General features: G+C 70.0%; 16 protein-coding genes. 11 read left to right on the plus strand and 5 right to left on the minus strand.

Features of this window, described 5'->3' with window-relative positions; all coding sequences use genetic code 11:
- Positions 1-1,341, minus strand: coding sequence for an L-fucose:H+ symporter permease (gene fucP, locus HWY45_RS10950; protein WP_059810830.1), 1,341 nt, complete (start codon positions 1,339-1,341; stop codon positions 1-3).
- A 44-nt stretch (positions 1,342-1,385) separates the two neighbouring features.
- Complete coding sequence (gene rbsK / locus HWY45_RS10955) at positions 1,386-2,312, minus strand: ribokinase (RefSeq protein ID WP_059878624.1); 927 nt, start codon at positions 2,310-2,312, stop codon at positions 1,386-1,388.
- 338 nt (positions 2,313-2,650) lie between these two features.
- Between rbsK and HWY45_RS10960 the strand changes: the two genes are divergently transcribed.
- The 3 genes from HWY45_RS10960 (at position 2,651) to HWY45_RS10970 (ending at position 7,517) form a co-directional block, all read left to right on the plus strand.
- Entirely contained in the window at positions 2,651-2,818 is a 168-nt protein-coding gene (locus HWY45_RS10960; protein WP_155631905.1) for a hypothetical protein, read from the plus strand.
- Between the two features lie 683 nt (positions 2,819-3,501).
- A complete protein-coding gene (locus HWY45_RS10965) occupies positions 3,502-6,309 on the plus strand; it encodes a non-ribosomal peptide synthetase (RefSeq protein ID WP_059878629.1) in 2,808 nt (935 codons plus the stop codon).
- A 182-nt stretch (positions 6,310-6,491) separates the two neighbouring features.
- Complete coding sequence (locus HWY45_RS10970; RefSeq protein WP_059878632.1) at positions 6,492-7,517, plus strand: methyltransferase; 1,026 nt, start codon at positions 6,492-6,494, stop codon at positions 7,515-7,517.
- 163 nt (positions 7,518-7,680) lie between these two features.
- Here HWY45_RS10970 and HWY45_RS10975 read toward each other — a convergent pair whose 3' ends face one another.
- A complete protein-coding gene (locus HWY45_RS10975) occupies positions 7,681-9,429 on the minus strand; it encodes a cholesterol oxidase substrate-binding domain-containing protein (RefSeq protein ID WP_059878635.1) in 1,749 nt (582 codons plus the stop codon).
- A gap of 538 nt (positions 9,430-9,967) precedes the next feature.
- Positions 9,968-10,102: a hypothetical protein gene (locus HWY45_RS37145; RefSeq protein ID WP_260427142.1), complete on the minus strand. Its 135-nt coding sequence runs from the start codon at positions 10,100-10,102 to the stop codon at positions 9,968-9,970.
- A 402-nt stretch (positions 10,103-10,504) separates the two neighbouring features.
- On the opposite strand from HWY45_RS37145, the gene HWY45_RS10980 reads away from it, so the two are divergent.
- The 3 genes from HWY45_RS10980 to HWY45_RS10990 all read left to right on the plus strand — a co-directional run bounded on the left by HWY45_RS10980 (position 10,505) and on the right by HWY45_RS10990 (position 14,587).
- On the plus strand, positions 10,505-12,151 hold the full coding sequence (locus tag HWY45_RS10980) for a thioesterase domain-containing protein (RefSeq protein WP_230946804.1): 1,647 nt from the start codon (positions 10,505-10,507) through the stop codon (positions 12,149-12,151).
- A 182-nt stretch (positions 12,152-12,333) separates the two neighbouring features.
- Positions 12,334-13,158 (plus strand): helix-turn-helix transcriptional regulator, encoded by an 825-nt coding sequence (locus HWY45_RS10985; protein ID WP_059810824.1) that lies wholly within the window; start codon positions 12,334-12,336, stop codon positions 13,156-13,158.
- 223 nt (positions 13,159-13,381) lie between these two features.
- Positions 13,382-14,587, plus strand: coding sequence for an alpha/beta fold hydrolase (locus HWY45_RS10990; RefSeq protein ID WP_059878639.1), 1,206 nt, complete (start codon positions 13,382-13,384; stop codon positions 14,585-14,587).
- 64 nt (positions 14,588-14,651) lie between these two features.
- Here the strand turns inward: HWY45_RS10990 and HWY45_RS10995 are convergent, their stop codons facing one another.
- The gene (locus HWY45_RS10995; RefSeq protein WP_059878642.1) at positions 14,652-15,554 is read right to left on the minus strand and encodes a helix-turn-helix transcriptional regulator; all 903 of its coding nucleotides are present in this window, start codon (positions 15,552-15,554) and stop codon (positions 14,652-14,654) included.
- Positions 15,555-15,816: 262 nt separating this feature from the next.
- Here HWY45_RS10995 and HWY45_RS11000 point away from each other — a divergent pair, with 262 nt between their 5' ends.
- The 5 genes from HWY45_RS11000 to HWY45_RS11020 all read left to right on the plus strand — a co-directional run bounded on the left by HWY45_RS11000 (position 15,817) and on the right by HWY45_RS11020 (position 24,967).
- Positions 15,817-17,715 (plus strand): amino acid adenylation domain-containing protein, encoded by a 1,899-nt coding sequence (locus HWY45_RS11000; protein WP_230946806.1) that lies wholly within the window; start codon positions 15,817-15,819, stop codon positions 17,713-17,715.
- Positions 17,709-19,349 (plus strand): efflux transporter outer membrane subunit, encoded by a 1,641-nt coding sequence (locus HWY45_RS11005; protein WP_059878645.1) that lies wholly within the window; start codon positions 17,709-17,711, stop codon positions 19,347-19,349. Before HWY45_RS11000 ends, HWY45_RS11005 begins: the two co-directional genes overlap by 7 nt.
- Positions 19,346-20,614 (plus strand): efflux RND transporter periplasmic adaptor subunit, encoded by a 1,269-nt coding sequence (locus HWY45_RS11010; protein WP_059878648.1) that lies wholly within the window; start codon positions 19,346-19,348, stop codon positions 20,612-20,614. Before HWY45_RS11005 ends, HWY45_RS11010 begins: the two co-directional genes overlap by 4 nt.
- Positions 20,611-23,820, plus strand: coding sequence for an efflux RND transporter permease subunit (locus tag HWY45_RS11015; protein ID WP_059878651.1), 3,210 nt, complete (start codon positions 20,611-20,613; stop codon positions 23,818-23,820). The genes HWY45_RS11010 and HWY45_RS11015 overlap by 4 nt, the downstream gene beginning before the upstream one ends.
- A gap of 412 nt (positions 23,821-24,232) precedes the next feature.
- On the plus strand, positions 24,233-24,967 hold the full coding sequence (locus HWY45_RS11020; RefSeq protein WP_155755247.1) for a glycosyltransferase family 32 protein: 735 nt from the start codon (positions 24,233-24,235) through the stop codon (positions 24,965-24,967).
- Positions 24,968-25,112: the final 145 nt, after the last annotated feature.

The raw sequence follows: 25,112 nt of genomic DNA on the forward strand, positions 1-25,112 counted from the left end.
TCAGGCTCCCGTGGTGTTGCGGGCGTAGCGCGCATCTGCTGCGGCCGGCGCGTGCCGCAGGCACAGGAAGCCGTAGCCGACGATCACGACGAAGCACGCGAGCGGCACCACGAACGCGAGCTGCATGTTGCCGCCGGTGTGGTCCGAGATCAGCCCCTGGATCAGCGGCACGACCGCGCCGCCGACGATGCTCATCACGAGGATCGAGCCGCCGTATTCGGTGTCCTTGCCGAGGCCGTCGATCGTGAGCCCGTAGATCGTCGGCCAGCACGGGCCGAGGAAGATGCTGACGCCCACCGCCGCGTAGACGGCGGTGATGTCGTGCACGCCGATCGTGTAAGCGAGCAGCGCGATGCACAGCAGGCCGTACGCGATCAGCACCTTGGCCGGGCCGACGCGCTTCATCACGAGCGTCGCGATCAGCTTGCCGACGAAGAACGCGAAGAACGTCGCGAGCAGGTAGCGCGACGCGCCGCGCTCGGTGAGGCCGCCGATCTGCATCGCGAGCCGGATCGTGAAGCTCCACACGCCGACCTGCGCGCCGACGTACAGGAACTGCGCGAGCACGCCGGCCACGAAGCGGCGGTTGCCGAACAGGCGGGCGAGCGTGCCGCGCGCGTCGATCCGGTGGGCCGCGGCGCTCGCGCCGTTGCCCTTGCAGGCGGGATACGGCGTCAGCGCGAACACGACGAACACGGCCGCGAGCACCACGATCAGCCATTTGTACGGCTCGAGCGTCGCCTGGATCATCGCGAGCTGGTGCACGCGCGCGTCGGCGGCCGACATCGCCGCGAGCTGCGCGTGCGACGCGTCGCCTTCCTTGAAGATCAGGAAGCTGCCCATGTAGACGCCGGCCATCGCGCCGAACGGGTAGAACGTCTGCGAGATGTTGAGCCGGCGCGTGCCCGTCTCGCGCGGGCCCATCAGCGTCGAGTAGGAATTCGACGCCGTCTCGAGGAACGACAGCCCGGCCGCGATCACGAACAGCGCGACGAGGAACATCCCGTATTTCGCCATCGACGCGGCGGGGAAGAACAGCAGGCAGCCGACGGTATAGAGCAGCAGGCCGGCCAGGATCGTCGTCTTGTAGCTGAACTTCTTCACGACGGTCGCCGCGGGAATCGCGACGAAGAAGTAGCCGAGGTAGAACGCGGACTGCACGAACGCCGATTCGAAGTCGGACAGGAAGAACGATTTCTTGAACTGCGCGATCAGCACGTCGTTGAGGTTCGCGGCGGTGCCCCACAGCGCGAACAGGCAGCACAGCAGCGTGAACGCGAACAGGGGCGTGCGGTTCAGGTAGTAGCCGTCGGGCGCGTGTTCGATCCTGGCTCGGCTCATGGGTGTCTCCTTCCCGGGTTGTCTCGTCGAGGGGCGCGCGGCGTTCAGAGGCCGGCGTCGCGGATGAAGCGCTCGAAGGTCGCGGCGTCCGCATACGACTTCTGCGTGCCGAGGCCCGTCACCGAATGCGCGGCGTACGCGGACGCATGGCGCATCGCGGCGGCGGCGTCGCGCGTGGCGACGTAGTAGCGCGCGAAGCAGCCGATGTACGCGTCGCCCGCGCCGGTGGTGTCGCGCGCGTCGACCGGCACGCCCGGCACGTGCCGCACGCCGTCGCGCGACACGAGCAGCGAGCCCTGCGCGCCGAGGGTGACGATCACCTGCTTGAGGCCGCGCTCGACGAGCGACGCGGCCGCGCGCGCGGCGGCGTCGGGCGAATCGACCGGCATGCCGGACACGATCGCGAGCTCGGTTTCGTTCGGCACGAAGAATTCGACGGTGCGGATCCGCTCGAAGTCGAGGTTGGCCACCGCCGGCGCGGGGTTCAGCAGCACCGGGATGCCGTGCTGCGCGCCGAACGCGATCGCGTGATAGACGGTGTCGAGCTCGATTTCGAGCTGCAGCACGATCAGCCCGCAGGTGCGCAGCGTCGGCGCGGCCGCGTCGATGTCGGCGGGCCGCAGATGGCGGTTCGCGCCCTTGACGATCAGGATGCTGTTGCTCGAATCGGGCTCGACGAAGATCGGCGCGACGCCGCTGGGCACGCCGGGCACCTTGCGCACGTGTTCGGTGTCGATGCCGGCGCGTTCGAAGTTGCGGATCGTGTTGTCGGCGAACACGTCGTCGCCGACCTTCGTCACCATCACGACCCGCGCGCCGAGGCGGGCGGCCGCGACGGCCTGGTTCGCGCCCTTGCCGCCGCAGCCGAGTTCGAAGTTCGGCGCCTCGAGCGTTTCGCCGCGGGCGGGCATGCGGGTGACGTAGGTCACCAGGTCGACCATGTTGCTGCCGATGACCGCGATTGTCTCCATGCGTCGTTTTCCTTGGAATGATGGGGGCGGACGCACGAACGGGGGCGCCGCCAACGCATGATAATAAATTCACACGAAATGTGAAATAACAATCTTCATATGTGATGTGGGTCACGTTTGCGGGGTGCAACGTGTGGGTGGGCGAACGACCTGCCGGGGATCGAACGGAAGGACAAGCGTTCGCCGGTGCAGGCTTGCCGCTTGGCCACGGCGGGCTGACGTCGGAAAGGCCGGGCCGGGTGACACCCGATCCTCGCGAGGCGGCATGTTCGCTCGGTTGGCGGTTGTTCGAGTGAGGCGGCTGGGCCCGCGCGGCGGCCCGCGGTGGCGACCGCCGGGTGCTGGCCGTTCGGCGGGCGATCCGCACGGCGCCGCATTCGGCCGGCGCGGTGTCGGTGCTCGAGCACCGGCTGAGCGGCATCGGCATCGGTATCGACGTGGCGGCCGCAGGCGTCGCGGTCCTGCAGCGCTACGACTTCGTGTCTCAGCCGCGCTGCAGCCCATAATCACGAACCTTGTTGATACCCCTATATATCATTAGATCGATATATCAGTCGCCAAATTAAATTGCATAATTTCGATGGCGTGAATGGAGGAATTAATTGATTTGAATCTAAATGTATTCAATAAAAGTTCCGTGCTTTTGTTTGAATTAATTCATGAAAATCGCGTTCAAACTTCACGCGTTTTGTCGTAGACTGCGTTCCGTTTAAATGCTTGTCGCTCGAACCGGTGCCGGCAGGCTGCTGGCGCGGGTACGCTGTTGCTCGGGCGATTTCCGTGCGGTGCGCTGTCGGTCGCCGAAATCAAGCCGTTTGCACGCAGCGCGATAAATCGCGCCGATCATTGATGCACGGAAAACAATCGAATCATTCGGTGTTTTTAATCCGTGAATTCGTCAGATTGTTTCGAAATCAAGTTCATCGCCGTGCGCGATTCGGAATGAATTGCAGCATTTCGAATCGCATCGACGCCCGTTGTCGGGATTCGATCGAACAATTCCGCTATTTACCGGGCAAGCAGCCGGTTCGTCTCACGCAGTCGAGTGTCAATCGGCTGCCGTCCGCCTTCGCGCGGATCGGCGGCGAGTCAGGTAGGGATTCACCCGCAATCGTCAATCGACGCATCCGCGCGGACGCGCCCGGGCGTTCGTTCACCCCTTGCACCACCAGCATGGAGAACCTGCACCATGACGACATCCACTCTCGATTTGCCGCGCGTTTCCGAACGCGAATCGCACGCCGCGCCGCCGCGCAACATCGTCGACCTGCTGTTGCGGGCCGCGCGGCTGCATCCGCATACGGGCGTGCGTTTCATCGCCGCGGCATCCGAGGAAAAGGGCGCTTTCGTCACGTATCCCGAGCTGCTCGACGAGGCGCGCCGCATCCTGGGCGGCCTGCGCTCGCGCGGCTACCGATCCGGCATGAAGGTCGCGCTGCTGCTCGAGCACGCGAACGATTTCATCCCGGCATTCTGGGCGTGCGCGCTCGGCGGATTCGTGCCGTGTCCGCTCGTGCCGATCCGCAACGATCCGCAGCGTTGGGCGAAGCATCTTGCGCACGTCGACACGCTGCTCGACCATCCGCTGCTCGTCACCACCGAAGCGCTGAAGAGCGATCTGCCGGGCGGCGCGTTCGCCGTCAACCTGAACGCGCTGCGCGCCGGCGCGCCCGACGAATCGGTTCATGCCGGGCAACCGTCCGACCCGGCCGTGTTCGTGCTCACGTCGGGCTCCACCGGCAACGCCAAGGCGGTCGTGCTCACGCACGGCAACCTGCTCGCGTCGATGGCGGGCAAGAACGACACGCAGCAGCTCGCCGGCGCGGACGTCACGCTCAACTGGATCTCGTTCGATCACGTCGCCGCGCTGCTCGAAGCGCACCTGCTGCCGCTCTACGTCGGCGCCGTGCAGCTCCATGTCGAATCCGCGGCGATCCTGACCGATCCGCTGCGTTTCTTGCGCCTCATCAGCCGCTATCGCGTCACGATGACCTTCTCGCCGAACTTCCTGTTCGGGCAGCTGAACGCCGCGCTCGAGGCGATGGGCGACGAGGCGCTCGCGGCGTGGCGCCGCGCGGTGGATCTCTCGTCGCTGCGGCACGCCGTGTCGGGCGGCGAGGCGATCGTCGTCGCGACCGGGCAGCGCTTCCTCGATCTTCTGGCGCCGTGCGGCCTCGCGCGCGACGCGCTGTGGCCCGCGTTCGGGATGACCGAGACGTGCGCGGGCTCGGTGTATTCGCGCGAATTTCCGCACGGCGACGCGGGCCGCGAGTTCGCGTCGCTCGGCCTGCCGGTGGCCGGGCTGCAGATGCGCATCGCGGACGACCGCAACAACGTGCTGCCGGACGGCGAAGCGGGCGAGTTCCAGGTGCGCGGCCCGATGATCTTCGAGCGCTATTACAACAACGCCGAGGCGACGCGTGCGGCGTTCACGAGCGACGGCTGGTTCCGCACGGGCGATCTCGGGCGCATCGAGCGCGGCCGGCTGTGGCTCGTCGGCCGCAGCAAGGACAGCATCATCGTCAACGGCGTCAACTACTTCAGCCATGAGCTGGAGACGACGCTCGAAGCGCTCGACGGCATCAAGCGTTCGTTCGTCGCGGCATTTCCGACGCGCGGCACCGGCGACGAATCCGAGCAGCTCGTCGTGACGTTCACGCCGTCGTTCCCGCTCGACGACGACGACGCGCTGTATCGCGTCATCGTCGCGATCCGCAACAGCACGATCCTGCTGTGGGGCTTCCGGCCCGCGTTGATCCTGCCGTTGCCGGAAGACGCGTTTCCGAAGACGAGCCTCGGCAAGACCCAGCGCACGATCATGCGCAAGCGGCTCGAAGCGGGCGGCTACGACGGCTGCAAGGCGCTGGCCGCCGATCTCGCGAACCGGCAGATGGGCGGCTACGCCGCGCCCGAGGGCGACACCGAGGCCGCGGTCGCCGCGATCTTCGCGGAGATGTTTCAGGTCGCGCCCGACGCGATCAGCGCCACCGCGAGCTTCTTCGATCTCGGCGGCACGTCGCTTGACATCCTGAAGCTCAAGCGCCACGTCGAGCAGCGGCTCGGCGTCGTCGACCTGCCGATCGTGACGATTCTCCAGAATCCGACCGTGCGCGCGCTGGCCGCGCGCCTCGCGCCGGGCGAGCGCGTGACGGCGGGCGATTACGACCCCGTCGTGCCGCTGCAGCTCACGGGCGGCAAGACGCCGCTCTTCTGCGTGCACCCCGGCGTCGGCGAGGTGCTCGTGTTCGTCAATCTCGCGAAGTATTTCGTCAACGAGCGCCCGTTCTACGCGCTGCGCGCGCGCGGCTTCAACAAAGGGGAGACGTATTTCTCCCGCTTCGACGAGATGGTGAGCACGTATGTCGACGCGATCCGCAAGCGGCAGCCGCACGGGCCGTACGCGGTGGCCGGCTATTCGTACGGCGGCGCGGTCGCGTTCGAGATCGCGAAGGTGCTCGAATCGCAGGGCGAGCGCGTGGATTTCGTCGGCAGCTTCAATCTGCCGCCGCACATCAAGTACCGGATGGACGAGCTCGACGAGGTGGAAGGCGCGGTCAACCTCGCGTTCTTCCTGTCGCTGATCGACAAGCAGCAGTCGCTGACGCTGCCGCCGCAGTTGCGCGCCGCGATGCCGGAGCAGGACCCGCTCGCGTACCTGATCGACCACGCGCCGCCCGGGCGGCTCGCCGAGCTCGACCTCGATCTGCCGAAATTCCGCGCATGGGCGGGGCTCGCGCAATCGCTGCTGACGCTCGGGCGTTCGTACGTGCCGTCGGGCAGCGTGCAGGCGATGTCGATCTTCTACGCGATCCCGCTGCGCGGCACGAAGGACGACTGGCTGAACGACCAACTGCGCCGCTGGGACGAGTTCACGCGCGCGCCGAATCGCTACATCGACGTGGCGGGCGAGCACTACACGCTGATGGGGCCCGCGCACGTCGCGACGTTCCAGGCGGTGCTGCGGGCCGAGCTCGATCGCGCGCTCGGCGGCAAATGACCAATGTCCGGCATCACGATGAACCAGGAGCAGAGGCTCATGGCGGTGTCTGTCGACGAAGCGCGCTGATCAAGCCGATCGCGGACTGACCGTACCGGCTCGCGCGGCGGCGGGCCGCATTCATACGCCATCTTGCGCAATCTTGCGCATTCGTATTTCGACCGATCGAAAGGAGCAACCTGATGACGGAAGTGCAGGCGGGACAGCCCCCGCATATCGCGATACTGCAGATGGTCACCGGCAAGTGGCACGCGCAGGCGCTCTATGTCGTCGCCGAGCTCGGCATTGCCGATCTGCTGGCGGAGCGGGAACGGACGGCGGACGAGCTGGCCGCCGCGACGGATACCCACCCCGAGGCGCTTTACCGCGTGCTGCGCGCGCTCGGCAGTCTCGGCGTATTCGTCGAGGAGGCGGGCCGGCGGTTTCGCAACAGCCCGCTCGGCGACACGCTGCGGCGCGACGCGCCGGGCTCGATGCGCGGCTTCGTGCGGCTCGCGGGGATGGATGCGGGATGGCGGGCATGGGGGCAACTGATGTACAGCGTCAAGACCGGACGCAGCGCGTTCGAGCATGTCGTGGGCGGGCCGGGCTTTGCGTACATCGATGCGCATCCGGAGATGGCGGCGATCGTCAACGACGCGATGACGAGCGTCAGCGAACTGGAAGCGCCGGCGGTGGCACAGGCCTATGATTTTTCGCAAGCGCGCACGATCGTCGACGTGGGCGGCGGCCACGGCTTCCTGCTTGCGACGCTGCTGCTCGCGAACCCGCAGGCGAACGGCGTGCTCTTCGAGCTGCCGCACGCGTGCGAAGGCGCGCGGCAGCTTTTGGCGAAGCACGGGCTGACCGGGCGGGTGAAGGTCGTCGCGGGCGACGCGAGCAAATCGATCGACGCGCACGGCGACGTCTTCGTGATGAAGCACGTGATCTGCGACTGGGACGACGAGCAGGCGACGCGAATCATGACGAACTGCGCGGAAGCGATGCGCCCGGGCGGCAAGCTCCTGCTCGTCGAGGCGGTGCTCACGCCGCCGGGCGAGCCGCATTTCGCGAAGCTGCACGATCTCGAAATGCTGATCATGAGTTCCGGCGGGCATGGGCGCACGGCCGAAGGGTACGGGCGGCTTTATGCGGCGGCCGGGCTGTCGATGACGGCCGTTTATCCGACGCAAGGCGCGCATAGCGTGATCGAGGGCATCAAGCCGTGACGGCGCGGCGAGCGGCGCGGGCGGTTCGAGCAGTCGGCCGCGCTCGCCGCTCGCGCGCGCTTCGCGAGCACGTCCGACAGCGCGCGGTGTCATCGTCAGCCGACTGTTCCAGCCCCGGCGCCGCGCGCACGGCAGCGCGCAGCGCCGGCATCCGCAGTGGCCGTTACGGCATCAGCCGATCGAGCAGCGGCGACCGGAAGATCCGGTGCGGGTCGTAGCGTTCGAGGGTCGCGCGCGCCGCATCCCAGGTGCTCGACGGCGGCTGGCCTTCACGATGCAGGTTCGGGATCGTCGTGGCGAGCATCGTGCCGTCCTGCCACGCGGCCGTGTCCGTATAGCCCCAACCCTTCGACCATTCGGGGCGCAGCGTCGCATACGAGCCGGTGTAGTTCGCGAGCATCCATTGCTCGATCTCGCGATAGAAGCGATCGGCGCCCGGCGTGCCCGGTAACGTCAGGATGTCGAACCACACGGCGATGTCCCACTCCGGATGGTCGGGGCGCGGCTTGAGCGCGGACAGCGCGGGAACGGCCGCGCCGGCGCCGGCATCGGCCGGCTTGTCGAGACCGGTGACACGGATCTCGACGGGACCGTTGATCGGATACTCGCCGCGCGCCGTGTATGCGTCGATGCGGTTCTGATAGAACTGCACGAATTCGCTGATCACGCGCTGCACGTCGGCGCGCCGTGCCAGTATCGCGTAGCCGTTCGCGGTGACGCGCAGCGTCGTCGGCCGAATGTACTGCAGCACGCTGCGCGACCAGCCCCAGATGTCCCCGCTGAGCGTGAGCGCGAGACCGGCGGTGGTGATGGCCAGCTGCGTCTGGCCGAACAGCGGCGTCAATTTGCCTTCGCCGCCGACCACGATCCGTTTGACGAGATCCGAGAGGGACTGCGGGATCGAATCGGAGAACGGATAGTTGTACGGCTGCGTGACGGCGCGCGACAGGAACGGTTTGCTGGGCGTCGGCGTCCAGACCTTGAGCCACGGGTTGGTCGTGAACGGGAACCAGATTGCTTCCATCCGGCCCGAGCGATCGAGAAACGACGCGATCGTGCGGCCCGGCGTGCCGGCCGGCGCAAACAGTTCGGAGGACGGAATGTCGACGAAGCTCTGGCAGCGCAGCCGCTGGTTCGGGCCTGCCGTCAGCGTGACCTCGACCACGAACGCCCGCCCGATGTGCGCGAGGAACGCGCCGATCTCGGGATCGCTGCGCTCGAACCGGCGCAGCACGTATTGCTGCCGGGCCGAATCGAACACGACCGCGGTCAGCGCGACCACGAGGTTGCTCAGCGAGCCGTAGGTGTGGCCCGGTTGCAGGGTTTCACCGGTCGCCGGTACGGCGGTGCCGTGCGCATCGATCGCGAGCGCCCCGCCGAGCGTGATGCCGCCCGGCGCCGGCGCGGCAATCACGCCGAGACCGTATTGCTCCAGCGTCGCGAGCAGCGACTCCAGCGAGACGCCCGTTTGCGCGGTGACGCGCGCCGGGCGTGCCGACGTGTCGACGGAGACGGCAGTCAGCGACTTCGTCGTATCGAGCAGCACGAGGTTCGCGGCGCCGGCGCCTGGGTCCAGCGTCAGCGGCGACCAGTTGTGCATGTAGCCGCGCGGGCGTATCCGGTAGCCGTTCGCGCGCGCCCAGTTGACTGCCGCGACGACGTCGTCGGCGGAGCGCGGCGCGGCGGTCCATACGTCCTGCACGGCGATCTCGCCGCTCCAGTTCTGGAACGCCTGCTTGTAAAGCGGGATGTCGGCCGGGAAGCCGGGCGGCGTCGCGCCGGCCGTCCGCGCGTTTGCCGCGATCTGGTAGAGCGGCGTCCAGCCGGTGACGACGCCTGCCGCCGCGAGCTTCGCCATGTCGGCGAGGAAGGCGCGACGCGGCGCGGGTTCGTCTCGGAAGTCGTGACTCATGGTGTGCTCCAGTTTTCGGAATTGTTATGACGATCGGAAAGACGACAAATGACGCGTCGGTGCCGGGATGCGGCAAGTCGAGCAGGAGCGACGCGGGATGAAACCTTGGCGGGCCAGGGTTGAAAAGGCGCTGCGTTCGGCAATGCGCGGCCGCGCATCGTCATGGGCAGGGTATGGAGATTCGACCGGATATCGTGCGACGAAGCGCTAGCCGCGACGATCGGTAAAAAATAATCGCATGTGAGTATTTATTCCCCATGTTTCGTTTTTTTAAATAAACCCGGTCGCAATTCGGAATCGGTTGACGATTTGCCTTTTATTTCGCCGGGAAGGGTAGCAACTTGTCTGACGGGTGGCAAGCGATGGAATGGATAAATAACGTGCGTTTTGGCATGGCTATTTTGTGACGGGCGGCGATTTCGTTATTTGTGGATATTTTGCAACGTCCGTATCGGGTGGCGCCGGGCGTGTTGTTCAGGGATATTTTTATTGCCCGGAAGCGTAATCGGCGGCGGGGCCGCAGGGGTGACAGCGGGAATTATGCCGCGCCGTCGCGCAGGTTGAATCGATCGTTGAGAAAATCGAAACAATTAATTGTCCGGAACACCATGCCCGAGGCCGAAGCCAGGCCGATGAACGGGGAAGCCTTGGTGAAATCCGCCAATTCTTCCATCGAATGGCGTTTTGCAGACGAAAGTCTCTAGCATGCTGCGCGCGGATAATTATTACAAAATTTCGTGGTAAATAAGAGCGAATATATCCGACGCAAACTGGCGGATCGATCGATTTCCGTTCCATGGGCGGTGTCGTTTGAAAATAAATGTCCAGTTAAATGCAAATATTTTCAATCATCGCTATCATACGCGGCTAGGGTATTCATGTATCAAACTCAATAGCGTGAATCGTTTCGTTTTTGGTTGCGATTCTTCGCGCTTTCATTCAGCCGCGCTCCATGACTTAAACCGACGTTTCAGCTTCAGCTTGCAGGGTTCGCCAGTAACGCGAGTAACGCCAGCAACCATCTCAATCACCGCGACGCCGGCCGCATGGCGCCGATCAATACGGAGGAAACATCGTGTCTGTTTCACGCTTGTCATCGGAACGCTCGATCGTCGGTGACGAGGCCGCGCTCGCCGCGCCTGAAGATCAATCGCAGGCGCACGGCGTCTTCTGGATCGCGGGCCATGAACGCTTGCCCGATGGCGCGCGGCGCGTGGCCGAGCAACTCGGCGCGGGCTGGCGCGTGCGCGAACTGGACGCGGGCGCGCCGGACGAACCGCCGCCGACCGTCGAATGGCTCGCCGCGCGCCTGCTCGAGCAGATCGTCGCACGCCAGCCGCGCGGGCCGTACCGGCTTGCGGGCTGGTCGTCCGGCGGCCTGCTCGCGTACGAGGTGGCCACCCAGCTGATCGGGCGGGACGAGACGGTTGAATTTCTCGGCATCGCGGGCGCACCGCTGCCGGCGGCCAACGTGGACGCACGGCTCGCCGAGTCGATCGCGCACCGCGGCAGCGGCCGTGCAGGCGATTCGGGATGGGCCGAATCGGCGCTCGATCACGCGTTCGCCCATTACGAGCCGTTTTCGCTGTCGATCCCGGTTCATGTGTTCGAGCTGCGCAGCGCGGGCACGGCCGCCGCAGCGCCGTCGGAAGCCGCGGCAGGCTGGTTGGCGCGGCTTCCGAACGGCAGGCTTCATTGCATCGACGCCCCAACGCGGCATGACGCGCCGGGCGCCGTCGCGCAGGCGCTTGCCGACGCGATCGCGCATGCGCTGCGGGACGCGCGCCGGGCGGCGGACAGCACCGCCACCGACCGCGTGCGGCACGCGCCGGAGCGCCACTATCAACCGCACCTGCCGATTCAACGCGGCGCGCCGGGACGCGGGCCGATCGTGGTGATTCCGGGCGCGGGCGACAACGTCGCGACGTTCCTGCCGTTCTCGATCGAGGTGGACCCGGCCTGGCCGATTCACGGCCTGCAGCCGCGCGGCCTCGACGGCGTGCTCGTGCCGCATGCGAGCGTCGCCGCGGCGGCAGCCGCGTATCTGCCCGTCGTCGAGCGGCTGGCGGCCGATGCGCGCGAGCCCGTGCACCTGATCGGCCATTCGTTCGGCGGCTGGGTCGCGATGGCGCTCGCGTGCCGGCTGCAGGCGAGCGGCCGGCCGCCCGCGTCGCTGACGATCGTCGACACCGAGGCGCCGGCGTCGGGGGGGCGGCTGGGGCGTCAATACACGTTCACGAGCGTCGTGTGGAACCTCGTCCGCGCGCTCGAAACGGCCACCGGCCGCCCGCTCGGCATCGCGCACGACGCGCTGTTGCGCGCGGACCGGGCCGGGCAATGGGCGATGCTTCATCGCGGCATGGTCGACGCCCGCATCATCCGCGGCGCGTCCGGGCCGCGCGATCTGCAAGGCATCGTGCGCGCGTACGGAACTGCCCTGCGCACCGGCTACGATCCGGCCGCCGTGTATGCGGGGGACGTGACGCTCGTGCTCGCGGCCGACTTCGACGGCGCGGAGCACCGTCTCGCGCCCGACGACGTGCTGGCCGGCTGGCGGCGCTTCGCGCCGCGCATCGCGCTGTGGCGCTGCCCCGGCAATCACTACACGATGATCCGGCCACCGCACGTCGAGCACTTCGCGCAATGGTGGCAGCAGCGGGTGCGCGGCGACAGCGGCATGGCCGCCGCCCCCACGCCCGCGCGCGATCTCGCATCGAACTGAACAGGGAAACGGCGCGCCGCCTTCGCGCGTGAGCCGAACGCCTCGGCGCGCGTGGGCGGCGGCGCGCCGCGGCGCCAACCGGCGCAACGAAGCGTGACGACGCATGACGAAGCGCACGCCGCGCAAGCGCCGGCGTCGGCGTTGCGCCGCTGTCCTCAAGCACGCACAACAAGGAGAGTCAGATGGTCGCGATCTTCGCGAAGCTCGGGAAGGTGATTTCGAGCGCCGGCAGCGAGCGGTTCGCATCCGACATGCATGCATTGCTGGTCGAATCGGTTCCGCTCGCGATCACCAGGATGACTGAATGGACGCTCGACGAGCCGGCGGGCGAAGTCGTCCACGTGGAATCGCTCGGCACGTTCGGCGCGCCGCGCGACGACGGACGCGGCGGCGCGCCCGCCGGGCACGTCGGGCGGGAACCGGCCGCGCATCCGCTGCACAAGCGGATCGTGGCCGCCTGCGACCGGCAGCTCATTCACGTCGATCCGCTGATGCGGCGCGGCAACGGCGGCGAGGCGCCGCCGCCGCGCGCGGGCTTCCAGTGCCATCTCGTGTCGCGCAAGGCGAATCGCCGCTACGTGATCTCGCTGCATCGCACGGCGTCGCATCGCGACTTCTCGTTGCAGGAGATGTCGTTCCTGAAGAATTTCGCCGATACGCTGCTGCCGCTCGTCGAGTGGCATGCGTCGACGCGCCGGCACGACGGGCTCGAAGGCGCGACGCCGCGCCGGGCGGCGGAGGGCGTGCCCGGCGTCGAGGCGCTGCGCCATGAGTTCGAATCGCGGCTCGCGCGCGCGGCGGTCGTCCTCTCGGCGCGCGAAAGCGAAGTGTGCCTCGGCCTGCTCGCGGGCAAGATGCTGCGCGAACTGGCCGGCGAGCTCGGCGTCAAGGAAAGCACGATCGAGACGTACATCAAGCGCGCCGCGGTGAAGCTCGGCATCAGCGGCCGGCACGGGCTCACGAAATGGATGATCGACGATTGCGTGCCGTGCGCGTCGGCGGCGTGACGCGTGGTGATGCGCGGTGATGCGCGGTGACGTTGGGGGCGGCTGCATCGACGAAGCCGGATCGTCGCCCATGTCCCGGCTTTCCGTTGCAGACATTCCGGCGCACGGGTGCTTCAATCCACGTTCCGGGCGAATCGCCCGGCACGCCGGCTGCTCCCGCCTGCCTTCCGCGCGGCGGGGCGCGGCCGTTCACCTCCCGTCACCGCTCGCCTGGAACCGCTTCATGCACGAATCGACCGCTGCCGTGTTGGACGAATCGACCCTCGACTTGCGCGTGCTTCATACGATCCGCGCGTTTCGGCACCTGGCCGCGCGCCTGCCGGCGCCGATCCGTCTGTGCCTGTTCGCCGACGCATCCGATCGGCCGGCGCCCGGCACGGGCGATGCGCAGCGGTTCGTCGCGAGCGCGCTGGCCCGCCTCGGCGCGCACGACGTGCGGTTCGACCCGGACGGCGCGGCGCGGCTGTCGTCGTTCGAACTGTTGATGAGCCGGCGCATCAGCGCGGCGTTCGACTACCGCTACGACGGGTTCGAGTCGCCGGCACGCATGGTGAGCGCGCAGCGCGCGGCGGAACACTTCGATTTCGACGCGCTCGGCGCGGGCATCGAACGGGTGCGGATCCTGCGCGAAGCAGGCGTGTCGCTGTCCGCGTACGCGAGCGGGCGGCCCGACCGGCCGGCGGTGGTGATCGCGCTGCCGTGCGGCATGCCGCTCGACCTGTGCCGGCCCTGGCTCGACGCGCTGGCCGAGCGCCACTTCGTGCTGACCTGGGAGACGCGCGCGCTGTTCGGCGCGTGCGACGCATTCGACTCGGCCCGCACCGGCATCGACGCGCAGGTCGACGATCTGTTCGCGGTGATGGACCGCTTCGAGGCCCGCCGCGCGCACCTGATGGGCCTCTGCGGCGGCGCCGTCGTCGCGTTGCAGGCGGCGGTCGCGCGGCCCGATCGGGCCGCGTCGCTGAGCTTGTGGTACGGCGATTACAACCTGCCTGACGAAACGCTGCGCACCCGGCATCAGTTGAACTACGCATGGCTGATGGAAACCGCGGCGCAAGGGCGCGATGCCGCGCGCGATCTGCAGCGCATGTGCGCCGATCCGTCGACGCTCGTCACCGTGCCCGGCGAGATCGCGCATGCGGCGCTCTATCCGTATGCGAACGCGGAGCTGATGTATCGCTATGCGAAGCTGAGCGACGCGCTCAACAAGGCCGACGTGCTCCAGTTGCTGCCGCGCGTGGATTTGCCCACGCTCGTCGTCGCGGGCGACGACGACGACGTCACCGGTTGCGGCGGCTCGGTGTTCGTCGCCGGCCGGATTGCCGGCGCGCGGCTCGAAGTGGAGGCCGGCGGCAGCCATCCGAAGCTGTTTCGCGCGTCGCCCGCCTCGGCGCAGCGCGCGCTGCAGTTCCTGGCGCGCCACGCATGAGCATGACGCGCGTCGCGCTGCGTGGCGCGCGCGTTCAGGTGCCCGCGCTTGAAGTGCCGCCGCCTCAGGTGCCGAGGCGGGGCGCTGCGCAGCCGCGCCGTGCGCTGCTCGTGCCGCCGCATGCTTTCGCGGATCCGGGCGCGGCCTCCGCGCCGGCCGTTTCGTCGAGCATCCAGCGCGTGAGGCCGTGACGCCCGCCGAAGCCGAGCTTGACGGCCGCCCGTTTCAGGTAGGTCTCGACGGTGCTTTCGCGCAGCGCGAACCGCCCGGCGATGGCGGGCACCGTGTCGCCGGCCAGCAGCGCCGTGCATGCCTCGATCTCGCGCGTCGACAGCTTGACGCCGGCCTGCCGCAGGCGGTCGGTGAACCGCCGCGCCAGGCGTTCCCGGCCGGATTGCGTCGCGGGCGGCGCGGCGGCGGCCGGGCGGGCGGCCGGCGGAGCCGCATCGAGCGCCGCGACGTGGCTTTCGACGATCGGAAACAGCACGTGCGACAGCTCCTTGAGGAAGGTCCGCTCGTGTGGCGCGAAATCGTCGAACGTGTTCGCGCGATACAGCGAGATCAGGTAATAGTGACCCCCCTTGCGAGTCGCGAGGTGGAATTGCGCGCCCCGCAGCGGCACGATCGCCGCCTGCGCCAGGAAGAAGCGGTCGAGCAGCGCGCGGGTCGGCCCGTGGCCGGCGAGCGTGTCGTCGACGTGCAGGCGGCTCGGGTCCGGGCGCGGCGGCATGGGCGGCCCGTATGCGGCGGCGGGCGGGCCGGCCTGCGCGAGCGCCGCGCCCACCGCGCCGAGGCTGCGCACCTCGAGATCGCCGTGCGGCGCGCCGTCGGCCGCGAGTGCCGAAATGCGGATCTCGTCGACGGGGACCGCCGCGGAGATCAGGCTGTACAGCATTCGGGGAAAGCGTCGGCTTCCGCTGCTCGAGATCGCTTCGCCGACGTGTGCGAACAGTCTGTTGAACTCCATGACAGGATTCCTGATGAGACGTTGAAGCTGCGCTTGCGCGCATGGCGGCCGGCATGATTTAAACACCCGGCCGCGCATGCGTCTGTAACGGATAGCCGGGACAACCGACGAATCGCAGGTCGCCGAATCCGGCCCGGCGCGCGGCGACTGTCCCACTTTTCTGCGACAGACAGCGCGCGGCGGCGATGGTCAAATCGACGCTCCGACGCTTGAAGCGGTCGCCGGCCCTGGCGATGCGCCGTCCGTTGAAAAGGGGATCGCCGTGCAAGTTTCCGAATCGATACGAGAGGATCGCCGCGTGACGGAGCGGCATCGTCCGGACGTTCGCTCGCTGCATCACGCGTTCGGCGAGCGTGCGCGCGAATATCCGCATCACGTTGCCGCCGCCGATGAAACCCGGCGGCTGACGTATGCGGAACTGGACCACCTGTCGTCCGCGTTCGCGCGCACGCTGCGCGACGAAGGCGTCGTGCGCGGCGCGCTCGTCGGCCTCTATATGACGCGCGGCGTCGACATGCTCGTCGCGCTGCTCGGCATCCTGAAAGCGGGCGGCGCCTATCTGCCGATCGATCCGACCTATCCGCGCGAGCGCATCGCGCACGTGGTCGCGGACAGCGGCGTCGGCCTCGTCGTCTGCACGGCCGGCACGGCGGCCGGGCTGTCCGGCGCGAACGTGCGCATGCTTGCCGCCGACGCGCTGCTGCCCGCGCTCGCGGCGCACGCGGCCGCCGACGGCTACGTCGAGCCGGCGTCGAGCCCCGACGATCTCGCCTACGTGATCTACACGTCCGGTTCGACCGGCAAGCCGAAGGGCGTGATGGTCGAGCATCGCAACGTGCTGCACCTGATCGAGCAATCGCGCGCGTGGTTCGACTTCGGCGCATCCGACGTGTGGTCGCTGTTCCATTCGATCGGCTTCGACTTCTCGGTGTGGGAGGTGTGGGGCGCGTGGCTGACCGGCGCGCAGGTCGCGGTCGTGCCGTATGCCGTGTCGCGGGAGCCGGCCGCGTTTCACCGCTGGCTCGCGCACCACGGCGTGACGGTCGTCAATCAGACGCCGTCGGCGTTTCGCCAGCTCGACGCGGTCGATCGCGGCGCGGCGCAGCCGCTCGCGCTGCGCTACGTGATCTTCGGCGGCGAAGCGCTGCCGCCGTCGCTGGTCGCGCCATGGCTCGCGCGCCACGGCGACGAGCGGCCGCGGCTCGTCAACATGTACGGCATCACCGAAACGACCGTGCACGTGTCGTTCAGGCGCATCACGCGGCGCGACGTGCAGTCGACGGCGAGCCCGATCGGCGTGCCGTTGCCGCACCTGCGGCTGCATTTGCTCGACGAACGCGGGCGGCACGTCGCGGATGGCGTGACGGGCGAGATCTACGTGGAAGGCGCGGGCGTCGCGCGCGGTTATCTGAACCGGCCCGAACTCACCGCCGAGCGCTTCGTGCGGCTGCCGTGCCCGCAGACGGGCAAGCCCGTGCGCGCATACCGGACGGGCGATCTCGCGATGCGCGGCGAGGACGGCGAATACATCTACGTCGGCCGCGCCGACGAACAGCTGAAGATCCGCGGCTTCCGGATCGAGCCCGGCGAAATCGAGGCGACGCTGCTGCAGGACGGCTCGCTCGATGCATGCCATGTGTGCGGTCACGACTATGGCGAAGGCGACCGGCGGCTCGTCGCCTACGTCGTGCCGGCGCGCGACGCGCAACACGCGACGGATGCGGCGATCGCCGGCCTGAAGGCGCGCGCGGCCGAGCAGTTGCCCGATCACATGCGGCCGTCGGCCTACGTCGTGCTCGCCGCGCTGCCGTTGACCGCGCACGGCAAGATCGACCGGCGCGCGCTGCCCGCGCCGGAAACGGCCGCATGGGCGCCCGCCGCGGACGCGCAACCGGGCGCCGCCGCCGCGCCGCGCACCGACGAGCTCGCCGCCGTGCTGGACGTGTGGCGCGAACGGCTCGGGCTCAAGGGCATCGGGCCGCACGACGATTTCTTTTCGTTCGGCGGCACGTCGCTCGCGCTGATCCGCTCGTTCGTCGAGCTGAAAGCGCGCTACGGCATCGAGTTCGAGCTCGGCGCGCTCGCGAGCGGCGCGACGGCGGCGACGCTCGCCCACTTCATCCGGTCGCGGCGCGTCGACGCGCCGGCGCAGGCTTGCTGACGGACGCGCGCGATGCGCGCCACGGTCATGCGGCTCGCGCATCGTCGTCGTCCCGCGTCGCGGGCCGGCCCGGCGCCGTGCCGTCGCGTCGCCGCTGGCGTGCGCTGGCGGTGGCGTGCGCGCTGCTCGCGGGGTTGCCGGGCTGCATGCTCGGGCCGACTTACCGGCCGCCCGACGCGTCGTCGCTGAAGATCCCGGACGCGTGGCACGCGACGTTGCCGCACGACGGCAGCGTCGTCGAGCTCGCGCGCTGGTGGCGGCAATTCGACGATCCGGCGCTGTCGGCGCTGATCGACGCGGCGCAGGCGGACAGCCCGACGATCGACGCGGCGCTCGCGCGGCTGCGCCAGGCGCGGGCGAGCCGCGCGACGAGCATGGCCGGCCTGCTGCCGAAACTCGACGGCATCGCGTCGTTCAACCGCTCGAACGCGAACACGCAGGCGGTGACGTCGAACGACGTGAGCCAGTCGACGTCGATCCAGAGCGGCGAACTGGACACGATGCGCGCCGGGCTGCAGGCGTCATGGGAAATCGACCTGTTCGGCAAGACGCGGCGCAGGCTGCAGGCCGACGCCGCGCGCATCGACGCGCGGGTCGACGATTGGCACGACGCGCGCGTGAGCGTCGCGTCCGACGTGGCCGACGCGTATTTCCGCACGCGTGCGTGCGAATCGCTCGTCGACGCGCAGGCGGACGAGCAGCGTTCGCGGATCGCGTCGGACGAGGTGACGCGGCGGCGCGTCGCGGCCGGTTTTCTGTCGCCGTCGGACGCGACGCTGCCGAAGGCGTCGATCGCGGAAGGCGAGGACGTGCTCGCGCGCCAGCGCGCCGAGTGCGAGGCGGACCGCAACGAGCTCGTCGCGTTGACCGGCGTGCCGCGCGACGCGCTCGACGCGCGGCTCGCGGCGGGCTACGCGAAAGTGCCCGAGCCGCGCGGCGGTGCGCTCGACGCGCTGCCGGCGCGCACGCTCGAGCAGCGGCCCGACGTGCGCGCGTCGGAGCGCACGCTCGCCGCGGCGAGCGCGGAGATCGGCGAGGCGATCGCGACGCGCCTGCCGTCGGTGTCGCTGTCGGGCTCGATCGAGATCGACCGTTATCAGGTCAGCGGACAGTCGTTGACGCTGCGGCCCTGGCTGTTCGGGCCGACGGTCAACGTGCCGCTGTTCGACGGCGGCAGCGGCGCGGCGCGCGTCGAGGGCGCGCGCGGGCGCTACGACGAAGCGCTCGCGAACTACAAACGGAAGGTCAGGCAGGCGGTGATGGAAGTCGAAAACGCATTGGTGCGGGTCGAGGCGTCGGTCGGGCGGGAACGCGCCGCGCTCGTCGCGCAGGAGAATTACAGGCGCTATGCGCAGACCATCGAGCGGCGCTTCGGCGCGGGCACGAGCGACGTGCTCGAAGTCGAGACGGCGCGCCGGCAGTACGTGACGAGCCGCCAGTCGGTTGCGTCCGCGCGGCTCGAGCGCGCGCAGGCGTGGGTGGCGCTGTATCGCGCGGCCGGCGGCGGCTGGCGGCAGGCGGACACGGCGAGCGATGGCGGGGCGGATGGGGCGGACGGGCCGGAGAAAAGGCAGGCGGTGACGGACGGGCCTGCGACGAGCGATGTGCGCATCGCGAGCGAGGCGGTGCGATGAGCGGCGCGCGTATCGACCGGGTGGTCCGGCGCGCGGCGGCGCTCGCGTGGGTCGCCGCGATGCTTGCGAGCGGTTGCGGACCGTCGCGGCCGTCCGCGGATCAGGCCGCGAATCAGCCCGCGAATCAGCCCACGAATCAGCCCACGAATCAGGATGCCGCCCGGCCGGCCCCGTCCGCCGCCCCCGGCAACGCCGTACTCGGCGTGAGCGTCGTCGCCCCCGAGCTGCGGGACTGGGCGACGCGCGAGCAGGCGAGCGGCGCCGTCGCCGCCTACGACGAGATCGAGCTGACCGCGCCCGGCGAGCTGCCGCTCGCGGCCGTCGACGCGCGCGTCGGCGATCGGGTGCGCAAGGGGCAGGTGCTCGCCCGCTTCGACACGGCCGGCCTGGCGGTGAAGCGTGCCGACGCGCAGGCGGGCGTGGCCGAGGCGAGGGCGCGGCTTGCGCAGACGAGTGCGCAGCTCGACGGCGCGAAGACGCTCGACGAAACCGGCTCGATCAGCCGGCAGGACCTGATCAAGGCGCAGACGCAGGAGAAGGTGAGCGCCGCCCAGCTGGCGGGCGCGCAGGCGCGTCTCGCGGGCATCGAATTGCAGCTGCGCCGCGCGACCGTGCGCGCGCCCGACGACGGCGTGATCGCGACCAGCAAGGCGATCGAAGGCGCGGTGCCCGCCGCCGGCGCGGCGGTGTTCACGCTGATCCGCGGCGGCCGGCTCGAGTGGCGCGCGCAGATGGGCGCGGGCGCGCTCGCCGCGATCCGCCCGGGGCAGCCGGCCGAGCTCGTGCGCGCGGATGGCGGCACGGCGCGCGGCGTCGTCCGCCAGGTGTCCCCCGTGCTCGACAAGACGACGCTCGCGGGCATCGTCTACGTCGACCTGCCGGCGGACGCCGGCGTGCAGGCGGGCGGTTTCGTGTCCGGCGCGATCGTGACGGGGCGCACGCGCGCGCTGACGCTGCCCGATTCGGCCGTGGTCGCGCGCGACGGCTTTCATTACGCGTGGACGATCGACGCGCGCCATCGCGTCCACCCGGTCAAGCTCGTGCGCGGCCGCGCGCAGGACGGGCGGGTCGAGGTGGTCGCGGGCTTGCGGCCGGACGAACGCGTCGTCGCGTCGGGCGCGGGCCTGCTCGGCGACGGCGATACCGTGACGATCGTCGCGGCGCGCGCCGCCGTCGCGCCCGATGCACCCGGTGCACCCGGCGCCGCGAGCGGGGCTGCCGTGCCGGCTCCCGTTCGCGTCGCGGAGAACGGGGGGGCGCGGTGAACTTTCTCGAATGGTCGATCCGCCGGCCGCTGCCGACGATCCTGCTGTTCGCGCTGCTGTGCATCGGCGGTGCGCTCGGCTTTCGCGCGTTGCCGGTGGCCGAGCTGCCGAGCGTCGACGCGCCCGTCATCGCGATCGACGCGAGCCTGCCCGGCGCGACGCCGTCGCAACTCGAGCGCGACGTGACGCGGCCGATCGAGCAGGGCCTCACCGGCATCGGCGCGGTCAAGCGCGTGCTGTCGCAGGTTAAGGACGGCCGCTCGCATACCACCGTCCAGTTCGCGCTCGAGGCCGACCCGCGCGATGCGCTCGAGCGCGTGCGCGCCGCCGTCGCCCGCGTGCGCGGGCGTTTGCCGCCGGACATGCCGGAGCCTGTCGTCGCGCAGGAGCGCGTCGAGCGGGTGCTGCTGGTGTACGCGGTGTCGTCGGCGCGGCTCGATGAGGTCGACCTGTCGTGGTTCGTCGATTCGACGCTCGGCAAGGCCCTGCTCGCCGTGCCGGGTGTCGCGCGCGTCGAGCGGCAGGGCGGCGTGGACCGGCAGATCGACGTCGCGTTGAATCCGGTCGCGCTGCAGGGGCTGCGGATCGACGCGGGCGACGTCGCGAAGCAGGTGCGTGCGCGGCTCGCGGACGCGCCCGCCGCGCGCGTCGACATCGACGGCCGCGCGCAATCGGTGCGGATGGCGCAGGCGGGCACGGGCGTCGCGGCGCTCGGCGCGCTCGAGCTGTCGCTGGGCGACGGCCGGCACGCGGCGCTGGCCGACCTCGCGACGCTGCGCGACGCGACCGCGAGCACGACGCAACGCGCGCTGCTCGATGGCCGGCCCGTCATCGGCGTGCAGGTGATGCAGGCGCCGGGCGCGGACGAAGTCCGCGTCGCGCAGGGCGTGCGCGACGCGATCGAACGGCTGCGGCGCGCGCATCCCGATGTCGACGTGCGCGGCGTCGCGGATTACGTCGCGCCGATCCAGCACGTATTCGACGGCGCGATGCGCGCGCTGCTCGAAGGCTGCGTGCTCGCCGTCGTGATCGTGTGGCTGTTCCTGCGCGACTGGCGCGCGACGCTCGTGTCGGCGTCGGCGCTGCCGCTGTCGATCCTGCCCGCGTTTCTCGCGATGGCGTGGCTCGGCTTCTCGCTGAACCAGCTGACGATGCTCGCGCTGATTCTCGTGATCGGCGTGCTCGTCGACGATGCGATCGTCGAAGTCGAAAACATCGCGCGCCACCTCGGCGACGGCAAGCCGCCGCTGGTCGCCGCGCTCGATGGCGCGCGCGAGATCGGCGTCGCGGTGATCGCGACGTCGCTGACGCTGGTGGCGGTGTTCCTGCCGACCGCGTTCATGAACGGCGCGATCGGCCGCTACTTCAAGCAGTTCGGCTGGACCGCGGCGGCCGCCGTGCTCGCGTCGCTCGCCGTCGCGCGGCTGCTCACGCCGATGATGGCCGCGTACGGGCTGCGCCGCGCGCCGCCGCCGCACGGCGAGAGCCGCGCGATGCGCGGCTATCTCGCGTGCGTGCGCTGGTGCGTCGCGCGGCCGGGGCGCTGCCTGCTCGTCGGCGCGGCGTTCGTCGTCGCGTCGCTGATGGCGCTCGCGGCGCTGCCGAAGGCGTTTCTGCCGGCGCAGGATCGCGCGGAGATCGTCGTCGGCGTGCAGGCGCCGCCCGGCAGCGACCTCGACGCGACGCGCGCGGCGGTCGAGGCCGCGCGGCGCGCGGTGGCGGGCGTGGCCGAGATCGCGTCGGTCTACGCGACGATCGGCGAGCGCGGCGCATCCGGCGGCGCGACCGATGCGGCCGTGCTGACCTTCGCGCTGACGCCGCCCGGCGCGCGCGCGCGCTCGCAGCCGCAGGTCGAGGCGGAACTCGCGCGCCGTTTCGCGGCGGTGCCGGGCGTGCGCTTCACGGTCGGCGACAAGCAGACGGACAAGGTGATGTCGATCGTGCTGTCGAGCCGCGACGGCGCCGCGCTCGACGAGACCGCGCGCCGCGTCGAGCGGGCGCTGCGCGCGGCGCCCGGGCTCGGCGCGGTCGGCTCGACGGCGGCCGCGCGCCGGCCGGCGCTCGGCGTGGTGCTCGACGGGCCGCGCGCCGCCGCGCTCGGCGTCACGCGCGAAGCGGCGGCCGACGCGCTGCGGATCGCGACGGCGGGCGATACGCCCGAGCGCCTGCCGCGGCTCGACGTCGGCGGCCGCCAGGTGCCGGTGCGCGTGCATGCGGCGGAGGCGGCGAACGCGTCGCTCGGCGCCGGCGGCTGGCTGGGCCGGCTGCCCGTGCCGGGGCGCGACGGCAGCGTGCCGCTGGCGAGCGTCGCGCGGCTCGTGGAGGACAGCGAACCCGCGCAGATCGACCGTCGGGACGGCGAGCGTTACGTGACGCTGGATGTCGGCCTCGGCGGCCGCCCGCTCGGCGACGTGATCGCACAGGTCGACGCGTTGCCGGCGCTGCGCGACCTGCCGGCCGGCGTGCGCCGCGGCGCGAGCGGCGATGCGGAATCGCTCGACGAGCTGTTCGGCGGCTTCTATTACGCGATGCTGTTCGGCCTGGCGTCGGTGTACGCGATCCTCGTGCTGCTGTTCGGCGGCTTCGTGCTGCCGGCGACGGTGCTCGTCGCACTGCCGCTGTCGCTCGGCGGCGCGGCGGCGATGCTCGCGGCGAGCGGGCTCAGCCTGTCGCTCGCGTCTCTCGTCGGCCTGCTGATGCTGATGGGCCTGTGCACGAAGAACTCGATCCTGCTCGTGCAGTACGTGCTCGTCGCGCGCGAGCGGCAGCGGCTGTCGCGGGTCGACGCGATCGTCGACGCGTGCCGCAAGCGCGTGCGGCCGATCGCGATGACGACGTTCGCGATGATGGGCGGGCTGCTGCCGCTCGCGTTCGACCCGCAAGGCGACGTGTTCCGCTCGGCGATGGCGATCACCGTGATCGGCGGGCTCGTCACGTCGACCGCGCTGAGCCTGCTGCTCGTGCCGGTCGCGTTCGTGGTGCTCGATGCGCTGCAGGCGAGGATGGCGAAGCGGTTCACGCGGCGTGCGGACGAGGCGGTGCGTGGCGGTGAAGGCGGGAGCGGGGGCGAGGGCGAGGGCGAGGGCGTGAGCCGCGTCGACAGCGGCGGCCTGCACGGCCGGCGCGACCCTGACGCGCGCGGTCGGCAGGACGAGCGCAATCCGCAGGACGAGCGCGCCGACGCCGAATCCGTGCGGAGTGCGTAGCGCGACACGACGCGGTGCGACACGCGCGCCGATCCCGCATCCCTGCAGAGTGCGTAGCGCGACACGACGCGACGCGACACGCGCGCCGATCCCGCATCCGTGCGGGGTGCGTAGCGCGACACGACGCGACGCGACACGCGCGCCGATCCCGTATCCGTGCGGAGTGCGTAGCGCGCACGACACGACGCGACACGCACGTCGATCCCGCATCCGTGCGGAACACATCGGAACGCATGGCGGCGGCCGCGCGGCGGCGCCCACGCGGACGATGTCCCGCCATTCGGTGGCAGACGCGCGCCGCCGCGCGGCCTACGATGCATGCGTCGATCGCCGCGCGCGCGGCCGACGACGCGCCCCCCGGTCCGTCCTGCCCGGCGAACCGGTGTGAACCGAACTCACCGGCGAGGACACCGTGACCCGGCCCATCCCGAAGCTGCTTCATCAGATCTGGTATCAAGGCGAGCATGCGCTGCCGGACAAGTACCGGCGTTACCACGCGACCTGGCGGCGCCATCATCCGGACTGGACGCTGCGCGTGTGGGACGCGCACACGCTGCGCGAGCACGTCGCCGCGCACCACGGCGGATTCCTGCCGCGCTACGACGCGTTCGCGCACGACATCCAGCGCATCGACAGCGCGCGCTACTGCGTGCTCGACACGCTCGGCGGCGTGTATGCCGACATGGACATCGAAAGCCTGCGGCCCGTCGACGCGCTGTTCGACGGCCGGGCGCTCGTGCTGTCGGGCACGCGCGACTACAACAACGCGCTGATCGGCAGCATGCCCGGCCATCCGCTGTGGCGCACCGCGCTCGACGCGTTGTGTGCCGGCGCGAGCGCGCCGCTCGACGACCTGCCGCCGCGCCTGCGTACCCGCGCGGCGATGCAGATCGCGGCGACCACCGGGCCGCGTTTCTTCTCGATGTGCGTCGAGCGAAGCGGCGTGGCCGCGTGGCCGACGACGCTGTGCTGCCCCCGCGACTATTTCGAGCCGGAGGCCGCATCCGCGCAGGCGGCGGCAGAAGCGGGCGCGTACGGCCGCCACGACATGGACCTGAACTGGCAGCCGCCGCATACGCGGCTGCTGTCGCGACTCACGCGCGTGGTGTTCGCGGCGCACGCGAAGATGCGCGGCGCGCAGCGTTGAAGGTGCGAGCGCGGTGGGTGGAGCCTATCCGAATGTTTGTGTGTGAGGCATAAACTGATGGCCAAGGAGCCACGTTATGCCACGCAAACGCAAGGAAGAAGTGACGATTGAACCGGGCAAGGGCTTGAACCTGGACCCGGAACTG

It is taken from the genome of Burkholderia stagnalis (genome assembly GCF_902830275.1).
GTDB lineage: Bacteria > Pseudomonadota > Gammaproteobacteria > Burkholderiales > Burkholderiaceae > Burkholderia > Burkholderia stagnalis.